General features: G+C 39.8%; 11 protein-coding genes. 3 read left to right on the forward strand and 8 right to left on the reverse strand.

Annotated features, from left to right (window positions below; translation table 11 throughout):
• Positions 1-13 precede the first annotated feature (13 nt).
• The 6 genes from ubiE to obgE form a co-directional block, all read right to left on the reverse strand.
• Positions 14-751, reverse strand: coding sequence for a bifunctional demethylmenaquinone methyltransferase/2-methoxy-6-polyprenyl-1,4-benzoquinol methylase UbiE (gene ubiE / locus C1A09_RS12450; protein ID WP_101544687.1), 738 nt, complete (start codon positions 749-751; stop codon positions 14-16).
• A 4-nt stretch (positions 752-755) separates the two neighbouring features.
• Positions 756-1,697, reverse strand: a complete 942-nt coding sequence (locus tag C1A09_RS12455; RefSeq protein WP_101544690.1) for a phosphoribosylaminoimidazolesuccinocarboxamide synthase — start codon at positions 1,695-1,697, stop codon at positions 756-758.
• 83 nt (positions 1,698-1,780) lie between these two features.
• Complete coding sequence (locus tag C1A09_RS12460) at positions 1,781-2,740, reverse strand: PhoH family protein (protein ID WP_101544693.1); 960 nt, start codon at positions 2,738-2,740, stop codon at positions 1,781-1,783.
• A gap of 99 nt (positions 2,741-2,839) precedes the next feature.
• Positions 2,840-3,505: a B3/B4 domain-containing protein gene (locus C1A09_RS12465; RefSeq protein WP_101544696.1), complete on the reverse strand. Its 666-nt coding sequence runs from the start codon at positions 3,503-3,505 to the stop codon at positions 2,840-2,842.
• 13 nt (positions 3,506-3,518) lie between these two features.
• Complete coding sequence (pgeF, locus tag C1A09_RS12470; RefSeq protein ID WP_101544699.1) at positions 3,519-4,331, reverse strand: peptidoglycan editing factor PgeF; 813 nt, start codon at positions 4,329-4,331, stop codon at positions 3,519-3,521.
• The gene (gene obgE / locus C1A09_RS12475; protein WP_101544701.1) at positions 4,328-5,509 is read right to left on the reverse strand and encodes a GTPase ObgE; all 1,182 of its coding nucleotides are present in this window, start codon (positions 5,507-5,509) and stop codon (positions 4,328-4,330) included. Before obgE ends, pgeF begins: the two co-directional genes overlap by 4 nt.
• A 111-nt stretch (positions 5,510-5,620) precedes the next feature.
• Between obgE and C1A09_RS12480 the strand changes: the two genes are divergently transcribed.
• Positions 5,621-7,183 (forward strand): sulfatase family protein, encoded by a 1,563-nt coding sequence (locus tag C1A09_RS12480; RefSeq protein WP_101544830.1) that lies wholly within the window; start codon positions 5,621-5,623, stop codon positions 7,181-7,183.
• Between the two features lie 132 nt (positions 7,184-7,315).
• Here C1A09_RS12480 and C1A09_RS12485 read toward each other — a convergent pair whose 3' ends face one another.
• Positions 7,316-7,888, reverse strand: a complete 573-nt coding sequence (locus C1A09_RS12485; RefSeq protein WP_101544704.1) for an adenylate kinase — start codon at positions 7,886-7,888, stop codon at positions 7,316-7,318.
• A 37-nt stretch (positions 7,889-7,925) separates the two neighbouring features.
• Positions 7,926-8,465, reverse strand: coding sequence for a hypoxanthine phosphoribosyltransferase (gene hpt / locus C1A09_RS12490; RefSeq protein ID WP_101544707.1), 540 nt, complete (start codon positions 8,463-8,465; stop codon positions 7,926-7,928).
• A gap of 370 nt (positions 8,466-8,835) precedes the next feature.
• Between hpt and C1A09_RS12495 the strand changes: the two genes are divergently transcribed.
• Entirely contained in the window at positions 8,836-11,400 is a 2,565-nt protein-coding gene (locus tag C1A09_RS12495; protein ID WP_101544709.1) for a beta-mannosidase, read from the forward strand.
• Positions 11,401-11,424: 24 nt separating this feature from the next.
• Positions 11,425-13,749 (forward strand): family 20 glycosylhydrolase, encoded by a 2,325-nt coding sequence (locus C1A09_RS12500; RefSeq protein WP_101544712.1) that lies wholly within the window; start codon positions 11,425-11,427, stop codon positions 13,747-13,749.
• The last annotated feature ends 32 nt before the right edge of the window (positions 13,750-13,781 follow it).

The following is a 13,781-nucleotide window of genomic DNA, read 5'->3' on the forward strand; positions in this document are numbered from 1 at the left end:
GGGGGATTAGTAGCTATTTCTTTGCGATATATAAAGTACATATTCCGAAAGTTAACCGTTTGAAATACACTTCACCAAATCCTACTCTATGTATAACTTTTTGCATAACTTCTCCTTGTGGAAATGCGCGAATGCTTTTTGGAAGGTAAGTATAGGCACTGTTATCTTTCGAAATACATTTACCGAGGAACGGAATGACGACCTTGGAATAAACGGTGAAGAGTTGCTTCATCGGAAAACGGTCTGGGGTAGAAAGTTCCAAAATGACGAGATGACCACCAGGCACTAACACACGGTATATTTCAGAGAGCCCTTTGTCTAATCCATCAAAATTGCGGATACCAAACGCTACGGTTACAGCATCGAAACTTTCATCGGCAAATGAGAGAGAGGTGCAATCCTCCCGGACAAAAAAGATTTTGTCCGAAAGGTGCGCCTGTTTTACTTTTTCACGACCCACATTCATCATACCTTCGGAAATATCAGTACCGATCAAGGTAGTTGGCTGCAATTCACAGCAGGCAAGAATGGCAAAATCTCCGGTTCCGGTAGCTACGTCCATGATACGTTGCGGATGAAAAGGTCTGAGTGCATTAACCGCTTTTCTACGCCAACTACGATCGATACCCATAGATAAGGTATGATTCAGTTTATCATAAGCAGGAGCGATATTGTCAAACATTTCTTCGACTTGTTCACTCTTCTTTCCTTCTTTACCGTAAGGCTTGATATGTTCCTGCGGGTAGTTCATGTTACTATTTTAAGTATCCCATTACGTTTTTCTCAATTCTTTCAGCAATATTGTTAGTGTCTTCCTTTACGAACTTTTCACCAGTAATGTGTTCGTATAACTCGATGTAACGGTCACTGATAGAAGTAACGATTTCATCGGTCATTTCAGGAACTTGTTGACCTGCTTTCCCTTGGAAACCATTGTCCATTAACCATTCACGTACGAATTCTTTGGATAGTTGTTTCTGAGGTTCACCTTTAGTAAAACGTTCTTCGTATCCTTCCGAATAGAAGTAACGGCTGGAATCGGGAGTGTGAATTTCGTCCATCAAATAAATTTTTCCATTGTGTTTACCGAATTCATACTTTGTATCTACCAATATCAAACCACGTTCTGCTGCGATTTCAGTACCACGGTTGAAAAGTGCCATTGTATATTTTTCGAGGATGGCATATTCTTCAGGAGTGGCTAATCCTTTAGCTAGAATATCTTCCTTGGAGATATCAGCATCATGTTCACCTATTTCTGCCTTAGTAGTTGGAGTAATGATAGGTTCGGGGAATTTTTGGTTTTCTTTCATGCCTTCGGGCAATTTCACACCACAGATTTCGCGAACACCGCTTTTGTAGGCACGCCATGCGCTACCACAAAGATAACCGCGTACAATCATTTCTATAGGGAATCCTTCGCACATCACACCTACCGTCACCATTGGATCTGGAGTAGCCATTTTCCAATTAGGACAAATATCAGTTGTAGCATCCAGGAACTTAGCTGCAATTTGGTTCAGCATTTGTCCTTTGAAAGGAATACCTTTTGGTAAGACTACGTCAAAAGCAGAGATACGGTCAGTGGCAACCATAACTAACTTTTCACCATTGATGTTGTACACATCACGTACTTTTCCGTGATATACACTTTTTTGTCCCGGAAAATTGAAATCTGTTTTAGTTAATGCTTTCATTTTTCTTATTTTATAAAGTTCATGTAATATCTTATTCTATAATTGGTCATCCGAACTCTTGTTTCATTTTTTATTTTCTGTTTTTATTTTTCTCGTTCGGCTTTCGTTTCCTTATCAAAGCGTTCGTAAGCTTCTACAATCTGAGTAACAAGTTTATGTCTTACAATATCTTTTTTGTTCAACTCGATGAAACTGATACCTTTTACTCCCTTTAAAATCTTTAAGGCTTGTATTAATCCGGATGTTTGCGATTGTGGTAAATCAATCTGCGTCATATCTCCCGTTACAATCATTTTGGTATTCATGCCCATACGGGTGAGGAACATTTTGATTTGTTGGGTAGTAGTATTCTGTGCTTCATCCAGAATAACAACGGCATCATTCAATGTTCGTCCACGCATAAAAGCGAGAGGTGCGATCTGGATAATGTTCAGTTCCATGTATTCTTTCAGTTTTGCTGCAGGTATCATATCTTGCAAGGCATCATAGAGAGGTTGTAGGTATGGATCTATCTTGTCTTTCATATCACCAGGTAAGAAACCGAGTTTCTCTCCGGCTTCTACTGCTGGGCGGCTAAGAATGATTTTCTTAATTTCTTTATTTTTCAGTGCCCGGACCGCAAGTGCGATGGCGGTATAAGTTTTACCTGATCCGGCGGGACCAATGGCAAATAACATATCGTTCTTTGCAAATCCCTCTACCAGTTTCAACTGGTTTTCGCTACGAGGGATAATAGGTTTTCCGGTTACACTGAAAACTATAACATTACCGGATTTTTCAGCCTGCGGTGCATTGCCTTTGATAATATCTATAATTACTTCCTCTTTTAGTGAATTATATTCGGCGCAATATTTTTCCAGTTTAATGATATTCTCTTCGAATGCACACATTTCCTCTTCGTCTCCCAACACTTTAATAACGTTACCTCGGGCAACAATGCGGAGTTTGGGATACAAGGCTTTAATCAATTGCATATTAGCGTTGTTTACGCCATAAAAGATAACCGGGTCGATATCCTCAAGAACAATCAGTTTTTCTATCATTGATATGCTTTAAAGTTCAATTCGTTTTTTAGGTGAAACGTTTTGCAAATGTAATGAAACGTTTGGATACTTAAGCTGTTACTCATGTTATTTTTTCTGTTATTCAAAGTACTGAATAACACCTCCATCTGAAGATGCATATTTTCTTAATAACTCCTGTATCATTTCAGCAGCTTCTTTCAATCCGTTTTCTCCACTGTATCCGTTTACAATAGCAAGAATGTGTCGTGTTTCCAGTCCCATTTTTGTACGTTCGTTGTCACTAGTGGGTGTACCGATACCTCCGACGTTGTCACGGTAAACGGGTAGTCCCTCAATGTTCAGTACTCCACGTCCGATACCTTCGAAAGGTTCTTCTGCACGACCTATACCAAGTTTGAGGTCATTCCCTTGTATTTTATCTGCATCAAATCCACCGATAGAGTAACCGGTACGTAGAGATACAAGGTTGATGAGATCTACAAGTGTGTCAATTTGATAAAGAGCAATTCCCTTCATCAGACGTCGGCGTAACGCCTCGGCAGAAGGACGATAACGGCTAGGGTCTTTCCCGCAAAGTTTATAGGCTTCACGGGTGGCAGCAATAGCATACTGTAGTTTGATATCATCAGTCTGAGTGGTAGAAGTCAGTTCTTGAGTAAATTCATCAATTTCTTCCCACAGTCCTTTACTGAACGTTGTATTGATAACTTCTGCATAGACAGCTACTCCTTTGAAACCAGGACAAATTTTCTTTATTTCTTCTGATATTTTAATATTATACATAATTTTTCCCTTTTTATTCTTTTATCATGATACCCGACAAGATACGTCCGGAATGTATACCCAATCTTCGTGCCGAGAAAAACTCTTTGTATTCTGTATAAGTACAGATATCTGCCGTTTCAATTTGTACGGAAGGCACACCGAAATCTAATAGCTGAAGTCGATTGGCTGCCGATAAGTCTATGTGATATTTATGTGTTTCAGGTCTCCATTCTGAAATATATTCCATGGAAAAACCATTTTTACGGAATGTTTCGTATACCTCGTAACCCACTTCAAAAGCTTGTAGAGAAATGCCGGGACCTATACAGGCAATGATCTTTTTACTATCTGTTTTATAGAGTACTTGCATTTTTTCAAGTACATGCCCCAAAATATAATTTACTGTTCCTCTCCATCCGGCATGTACGGCGGCTACTACTTGATGTTCTGTATCATAGAGTAATATAGGAATACAGTCTGCTGTAGAAATACAGATACAACAGCCCGGTTCACGAGTGATCAGTGCATCGATGTCTTGCAGTAGGATATGACGTTCCCTTTCACTGGCTTGTAGGAATTTCTTATCGATAACTTGCGACTGTACACCGTGTGTTTGAAAAGGGATAATCAATTCTTTAGGGCGTTGGGGAAGTGAGGAACATAATATATCCTGATTTTGTTTGACGCATTCTGTATCATCTCCTGTATAGGGGGTACAGTTAAAAGTAGCATAATTTCCTTCACTGCATCCACCCCAACGAGTAGTTACAAAACAAGAAATGCCGGAATATGGAGTAAGTATTTCATATCCCAACATTTTTCTATCCTTTGTGAGAGAAATCATTTTTCGTTTTCCTCCCACTCCTCTTCGTATTCAAAGTCTTTCAAATCTTCAATATCTTCATCCGTATCAATACTCTCATAACTGAGATCCTCATCTTCTCCTTCCTCTGCAAGTTCCTGTTGAAGATGTCTCATGTCTTTGGCACGATGAGCAATACTTTCTACTTTACCTTCTATCTTATTGCTTTCACTATTCAGCTCTTCCCAAAGAATATCTTTTAATATCGTGATACCCATACCCGAAATGGCTGAGATAAACACGTGTGGAACTCCTTCAGGCAGAGTAGGCTCTATTTCATCTATCAGCTCCTGATCCAACATATCGCATTTGGTAATAGCAAGTACGCGTTGTTTGTCAAGCATTTCGGGATTGAAACTCTTTAGCTCGTTTAACAGAATCTCGTATTCCCGGCGGATGTCATCGCTGTCGGCAGGTACCATAAATAATAACAGGGAATTGCGTTCGATATGACGTAGGAAACGTAACCCCAATCCACGACCTTCGCTGGCTCCTTCTATAATACCTGGGATGTCTGCCATCACAAACGACTGTTGATCGCGATGGGATACGATTCCCAGACTAGGTTCCATTGTTGTGAAAGGATAATTGGCTATCTTGGGTTTTGCAGATGATACAGCGGAAAGTAATGTTGATTTTCCTGCATTGGGAAAACCTACCAAACCAACATCTGCCAGTAACTTTAGCTCCATGATAATAGTCATTTCTTGCATCGGTTCACCTGGCTGTGCGAAACGAGGGGCTTGACGGGTAGGGGTCTTAAAATGCCAATTTCCTAATCCACCACGTCCTCCTTTCAACAAAATAATTTCTTGCCCATGTTCTGTGACGTCACATATATATTCACCGGTTTCAGCATTGTAGACTACTGTGCCACAGGGCACTTCTATTACTTTGTCTTCACCGTCTTTTCCGAAACTGCGATTTTTAGATCCGGACTCGCCATGACCTGCCATGATGTGGCGATCATAGCGTAAATGTAACAGAGTCCAATAGTTACGATTTCCCCGAAGTATAATATGACCTCCTCGTCCTCCGTCACCTCCGTCGGGTCCGCCGTTGGGACAATATTTTTCACGTCTCAAGTGTGTGGAACCTCTTCCGCCCTTACCAGAGCGACAATATATTTTTACGTAATCAACAAAATTTGATTCTGCCATATTCTTCTAATATTTAGGATAATGAATGCAAAATTAGTGATTTTGCCTGATACGCTCAAAACTTTTGCGATTATTCACTAACTTTGATGCGAAATGAATAATCATATATATATGAATAGAACATTTTTGACCGGATGGATAGCAGTTGGTGTAGTAGCTCATTTGCAGGAAATAAATGCCACAGAATTACAGAAAGAGGAAGAACAACATCCTAATATATTGTTTATTTTAAGTGATGATCATACCTCCCAGGCATGGGGAATTTATGATGGAATACTTTCTCAATATGTGCAAAACTCTAATATTCGTAGGCTGGCAGCTGAAGGTGTGGTATTGGATAATTGTTTTTGTACCAATTCTATTTCCTCTCCTAGTCGTGCCAGTATCCTGACGGGGTTGTACAGTCATCGTAATGGACTTTATACACTTGCTGATTCATTGGATACCTCTATTCCTACCTTGGCAACTGTACTTCGCGACAATGGCTACGCAACTGGATTAGTGGGAAAATGGCATATCAAGTCACAACCACAGGGCTTTGATTACTATTCCATTTTTTATGATCAGGGAGAATATCGTGATCCGACTTTTATTGAAAGTACTGATCCTTGGCCGGGAAATAGAAACTTTGGTGAACGGCTCATCGGTTTCTCTACAGACTTGGTAACAGAGAAGGCAATTAGTTGGATAAAAAAACAGAAAAGTGAAAAGCCTTTTTTGATGTGTTGCCATTTTAAAGCAACTCATGAACCTTACGATTATCCAGTACGTATGGAACATTTATATGACGGAGTTACCTTTCCTGAACCGGAGAACTTGTTGGATTGGGGACCGGAAACTAATGGTCGATCTTTTGTAGGGCAGACTCTGGAAGAGTTGGGCTACCGTTGGAAAATGGCTTCAAAAGATCCTGATAAGTGGTGGTGCCGTTATCCGGGTTTACCTTTCAATACCGAAGGTATGCAGCGAACTGTTGCTCGAAAGGCTATTTATCAAAAGTTTATTCGTGACTATATGCGTTGTGGGGCTACTATTGATGACAATATAGGTAAACTACTACAAACACTTGACGATATGGGTATTGCTGAAAATACCATTGTTATTTATGTTTCCGACCAAGGATATTTTCTAGGCGAACATGGTTTCTTTGATAAACGTATGTTCTATGAGGAAACTGCCCGGATGCCTTTCGTTATTCGCTATCCTAAAGTTGTTCCTGCTGGTAAACGATTGAAAGACTTGGTGTTGAATATTGACTTTGCACCTACCTTAGCCGACTTTGCCGGAGTGAAGATGGAGGGGGTACAAGGACGTAGTTTTGTCCGTAATTTGCAAGGAGAGACTCCAGCAGATTGGCGTGAGGAAATCTATTATCGTTATTGGACTAACCATGCTGTTCGTCCGGCACACATGGCCGTTCGCTCAGATCGATATAAGCTTATTTTATATTATGGTCGTAATCTTGATATGACCGATACGGAAAAATTTGAATTTACTCCTGCATGGGATTTTTATGATTTAGAAAAGGATCCGCACGAAAATCATAATCTTTATGATGATCCACAATATGCTCCTATCATTAAACAGATGAAAAAAGACCTGCATAGGTTACGTAATGAAATGGGAGATACAGATGATCGATATCCTGAAATGCAGGATTTATTTAAATTATGAAGCTAGTATAAAATTATTTAGGCACGGATTATACAAACTATCGTAGAAAAATATAAATTGATCTGTGGTTTAGCGTGTAATTCGTGCCTAAAGAAAATGGTAATTGAGTTATGGTACTTTTCTATCAGTTTTTTATTTTACTGCGTCGATAGCTTTGCAGATTTCTGCTGTAATAGTTTCTAAATTTCCCAAACCGTTGATGTGAGCATAAAGTTTTTCATTCTTGTACCAATCAATCAGAGGGGCAGTTTGTGAGTGATAAACAGTAAGACGTTTCTTGATGGTTTCTTCATTGTCGTCAGCGCGGCCTGATTCTTTTCCACGTTTGATGAGACGAGTCATCAATTCGTCTTCAGGTACGTCAAGGTCAAGCATAATATTAACATTCTGATTACGTTCAGCAAGCATTTTTTTTAATGCTTCAGCTTGGGCGATGGTACGGGGAAAACCATCAAAGATAACACCTTTACTCTCTTTGAAGCTATCCAGAGTACTTGCTAGAATATCGATTATCAATTCATCCGGTAACAATTGACCTTGGTCAATGTAACCTTTTGCTGTTTTACCGAGTTCTGTTCCATTCTTTATCTCTGCACGGAGTACATCACCCGTAGAAATGTGATTGATACCGTATTTCTCTACAATCTTTTCACTTTGTGTCCCCTTTCCTGAACCGGGAGCACCAAAAATTACAATGTTCAACATTTGTTTAGTTCTTATTTAATGATTTATTGTTTGATACTTATTCTTCGATAACAGTGTAAATGTCTGGGTAGTTACGTCCAAAGCCATCATAATCCAATCCGTAGCCTACGATAAAGTCATTAGGTATATTCATAGCAACGTATTCAATGTTTAAGTCTACTTTTAGCTTTTCCGGTTTTACCAATAATGAAGCAATATGGATTTCTTTGGGATTTCGGGTACCGAGTGTCTCCAGTAAACGCTGCATGGTAAGTCCTGTGTCTACAATGTCCTCTACAATGACTACCGTACGATCGGTAAGATCTTCATTTATTCCGATAACTTCTTTTATTACCCCTGTAGAGGATACTCCTTGGTAAGATGCTAATTTAACAAATGAAATTTCGCAAGGGATATTAATTCTCTTCAATAAATCGGCAGTAAACATAAACGAACCGTTCAAAACACTGAGAAACAAAGGATTTTTCCCAGCTAAATCGCGATTTATTTCGTTTGCGACACGGGTCACTTCTTTTAGTATTTGCTGCTCTTTGATAGAGACTGTAAATAGCTTATCTTTTATTTGTATGGTATCCATAGGCGGGATGTTTTAGAAAGTTGGCGCAAAAATACTATTTTTCCAATCATCCACCAAAGAATGTATAAATACTTTCTTAGGTTCTATGTATCTGTATAGCTTTTTAAATAACTAAATATAATTCAGGTCAAAGTTAATATATCGTTCTCGAAAGATGGTATCCATGATGTGGGCTTTTCTTTTCAGCATTCAAAATATAGGTGAAAAGAGGAACTCTACTTCTTCTTAATTCTTTCTGAATTATGTTTTTTATAAAAAAAGAACGAATTCCCTGTGGTATATATTGATATTTTTGTAAAATGTAAAGGTGTATTGTCTTTAATTCATGAAAATAGCTTATATTTGTCCCTGTTCCTTTAAAATATAGACTATGAAAAAAGAAATCCTATGTGGACTTATCTCTTGTTCAACTCTCCTTTACGGACAAGTAAAGGATAATTCGGAAATAGTATCTTTAAATAAAGGGTGGACATTTGCGCAATTTGGAACAGATAATTGGCGTTCGGCGATTGTACCGGGTACGGTACATCAGGATTTGTTGCGTCATAAATTATTACCCAATCCTTTCTATGGTACTAATGAAAAGAAAATTCAATGGGTAGAAAGTGAAGACTGGGAATATAAAACTACCTTTCAAGTAACTTCCGAACAGCTCTCTCGGGGAGCGGCACAAATCATTTTTGAAGGACTGGATACGTATGCTGACGTTTTTCTGAATGGTTCATTGTTGCTGAAGTCCGATAATATGTTTGTGGGATATTCTGTTCCTGTAAAGGAAGTGTTGCGAGAAGGAGAAAACAGATTACACATTCTTTTTCATTCTCCCATCAAACAAACGCTTCCTCAATGGAAATCCAACGGCTTTGATTATCCGGCGGATAATGATCATTTTGATAAGCATCTGAGTGTGTTTACCCGTAAGGCTCCTTATAGTTACGGATGGGACTGGGGAATACGAATGGTGACCAGTGGTATTTGGCGTCCGGTTACTTTGAAATTCTATGATATAGCTACGATTGATGATTATCACGTCAAGCAACTTTCATTGACGGATGAAAAAGCGGAACTTTCTAATAACTTGGAGCTAACTAATATATCCGGAAAACAGGAAATAGCGGAAATTACGGTTTCTTATTCTTTAAAAGGAGGAGAAAACACTACGGTAAAACGGTCTGTGACTTTACTTCCCGGAAAAAACAGTATAAATTTGCCGATAACGGTAGAGAAACCCGTACGCTGGATGCCGAATGGCTGGGGAGAGCCTGTATTGTATGACTTTTTTGCACAAGTGATTTGTGATGGAAAGGTGATCGCCGGGAAGCATCATCGTATTGGTTTACGTACAGTGCGTCTAGTGAATGAAAAGGATGAATATGGAGAATCTTATTATTTTGAAGTGAACGGTATCCCTATGTTTGCCAAAGGAGCTGATTATATCCCGAATGATGCCTTACTGCCTGCGATGACTACAGAACGATATCAAACTTTATTTCGTGATATCACAGAAGCGAACATGAATGTAGTTCGTGTCTGGGGAGGAGGTGCTTATGAGGATGATCGCTTCTATGACTTTGCCGATGAGAATGGAGTTTTGGTGTGGCAGGATTTTATGTTCGGTTGTACGACCTATCCGGCCGATCCTACTTTTCTGAAACGTGTATCGCAAGAGGCTGATTATAACATCAAGCGTTTACGTAATCATGCCTGTCTTGCCATGTGGTGCGGTAATAATGAAATTCTAGAGGGATTGAAGTTTTGGGGATGGCAGTCCCGTTATACCAAAGAAACATACGAACAGTTCTATCGCGATTATAATAAGTTGTTCAGAGAATTACTGCCCGCTAAAGTAAATGAACTGGATAATGATCGTTTCTACATACATACCTCTCCTTATTTTTCTAATTGGGGACGACCTGAATCATGGAATATTGGTGACAGCCATAATTGGGGAATATGGTATGGCAAAAAGCCATTTGAGTCATCCGATACGGAATTGGGACGATTTATGAGTGAATTTGGTTTTCAGTCTTTCCCTGAAATGAAGACAATCGCGACGTTTGCCAATCCGAAAGATTATGAAATAGAGTCTGAGGTAATGAATGCGCATCAGAAGAGTAGTATCGGAAACAGTCTGATACATACTTATATGGAACGTGACTTCATTGTTCCGCAGAAGTTTGAGGATTTTGTATATGTAGGACTTGTCTTGCAAGGGCAGGGTATGCGTTATTGCTTGGAAGCGCATCGTCGCAATCGCCCTTATTGTATGGGAACACTCTATTGGCAACTTAATGATAGTTGGCCGGTCGTTTCTTGGTCGGGTATCGATTATTATGGCAACTGGAAGGCATTGCATTATCAGGCAAAGCGGGCGTTTGAGCCTTTGCTTATCAATGTGGTACATGAAAAGGGCGATTTGAATGTCTATTTGATCTCCGATAAACTGGAAAAACTTTCAGATCTGACACTTACGATGCAATTGGTTGATTTCAGTGGACAGAAGTTAGGCAAGCAACAGATCACAGTAGATGTTCCCGCTAATGTTTCGAAAAAGGTATTTGGTAAGACTATAGAAACATGGGGGAATGAAGATCGGCGTAAAGAGTCTTTCTTATTATTGACATTGAAAGATAAATCCGGACATGAGATGGCTCGAAGAGTACACTTTTTCGGACATACCAAGGATCTGAAATTGCCTGAAACTACAGTGAAATATACAGTGAAATCATTGGATGGCCGTTGTGAGGTGACATTGAACACTCGTCAATTGGCTAAAGATGTATTTGTACAGATACCCATTCAGGGGGCACGGTTCAGTGACAACTTTTTTGATCTGTTACCGGGCGAAACAAAGAAGATCACGATTACTTCACCGGAAATTAGGAAAGGAGACAAACCGGAGATTACAATAAAACATATACGTGAAACTTACTAACACCTTTAAATATTTATGATTATCATGAGAAAACTATTCAAGTTGGCCGGGTTACTGGCAATGACGGGAATATTAGTTTCCTGTTCGAATGAAAAAACAACTGCTAATTACCAGGTAATTCCTCTTCCACAGGAGATCACAGCAGAGTCGGGGGATGAGTTTGTCTTAAATAATGGGACAGAGATTGTTTACCCCGGGGGAAATGAGAAAATGCAACGTAATGCTCAGTATCTTGCCGAATATTTGAAGAAAGCAACCGGTGCCGAATACAAGATAGTAGCTGGTACGAAAGGAAAAGGAAATATCCTTCTGCAACTCGGATTGTCTGCCGAAAAGCCTGAGGCTTATCAACTGAAGGTTACATCGGATGGAGTTACTATTTCAGGGGCAAGTGAAGCCGGGGTGTTCTACGGTATCCAGACTTTGCGTAAATCTATTCCGGTAGTGATGAACAGTAACCCTGTATTGGCTGCTGTTGAAATCAACGATTATCCTCGTTTTGATTATCGTGGCGTACATTTTGATGTAGGACGTCATTTCTTTACTGTTGATGAAGCAAAAAGTTACATTGATATGATGACCTTGCATAATATGAATCGTTTGCATTGGCATCTGACAGAAGATCAGGGATGGCGCTTGGAAATAAAGAAATATCCGTTGTTGACCGAGGTGGGTTCTAAACGTAAGGAAACGGTTATCGGGCGTAACTCTGGTGAATATGACGGTAAACCGTACGGCGGCTTCTATACACAGGAACAAATTAAAGAGGTTGTTGCATACGCTGCTGACAGATATATTACTGTCATTCCAGAAATCGACCTACCAGGGCACATGCAGGCTGCTTTGGCGGCATATCCACACTTGGGTTGTACAGGTGGTCCGTATGAAGTCTGGACACAGTGGGGGGTATCGGATAATGTGCTTTGTGCCGGTAACGATAGTGTACTGGCTTTTATAGACGATGTTTTGACGGAAGTGATGGAACTGTTCCCATCCGAGTATATTCATGTAGGGGGCGATGAATGTCCGAAAACGAAGTGGGCGGCTTGCCCTAAGTGTCAAGCCCGTATCAAGGAACTGGGTATTAAAGGTGATGCCAAGCATAGTAAGGAAGAATATCTGCAAAGTTATGTTATCAATCACGCAGAGAAATTTTTAAATGAGCATGGTCGTCAAATCATCGGTTGGGATGAGATCTTGGAAGGTGGACTGGCTCCGAATGCCACAGTAATGTCGTGGCGTGGTGAAAGAGGGGGTATTGAGGCTGCCAAACAGAAACATGATGTTATCATGACTCCGAATACTTATCTCTATTTCGACTATTATCAGACAAAAGATGTAGAGAACGAACCCTTGGGTATTGGTGGATATTTGCCTATCGAACGTGTATATAGTTATGAGCCTATGCCGGCTTCTTTGACTCCTGAAGAACAGAAATATATTGTGGGCGTACAGGCTAATCACTGGTCAGAGTATATACCGACCTTCTCTCATTTGCAATATATGGCATTACCTCGTTGGGCCGCACTTGCTGAAATTCAATGGACCAATCCTGATAAGAAGAATTATGAAAACTTTCTTTCACGTCTGCCACAGTTGATAAAATTATATGATGCAGAAGGATATAATTATGCTACCCATATATTTGATGTGAAAGCTAATTTTATAGCTAATTCTGCTATCGGTACCGTCGATGTTGTAATGAATACTATTGATGGTGCACCTATCTACTATACATTGGATGGTACGGAGCCGACAGTCGCTTCACCCGTAGCCGACAGTATTCTTGTAATCAAGGAAAGTTGTACTCTCAATGCGCTTTCCATTCGTCCTATAGGTAATAGCCGTATGCTGACGGAGAAAGTTCTTTTCAGTAAATCTACCTCGAAACCAACTAAAGCTAATCAGCCGGTAAACAAACAATACGAATTTAATGGGGTCACTACTTTAACTGACGGTTTGAAAGGAAACGGTAATTATAAAACTGGTCGTTGGATTGCTTTTTATCGTAATGATATGGATGTAACTATCGATCTGTTGGAACCGACAGAAATATCAACCGTAGCTTTCACTGCTTGTGTAGAAAAAGGTGATTGGATTTTTGATGCTCGTGGTGTAACTATAGAAATTTCAGAAGATGGCGAGAATTTTACGAAAGTTGCTTCCGAAGACTATCCCGCTATGAAAGAAACCGACCGTAATGGTTTGTATGAACATAAGCTGGCTTTCGATCCGGTAAAAGCACGTTATGTAAGGGTGATAGCTCCTTCAGAGAAATCTATTCCCGATTGGCATGGTGGTAAGGGGCTTCCCGGTTTCTTGTTTGTGGATGAAATTACGATAGATTAAAGGAACTTTATTCTTAGTCCTTCATTAAATTG

This window comes from Bacteroides cutis, from assembly GCF_900241005.1.
GTDB lineage: Bacteria > Bacteroidota > Bacteroidia > Bacteroidales > Bacteroidaceae > Bacteroides > Bacteroides cutis.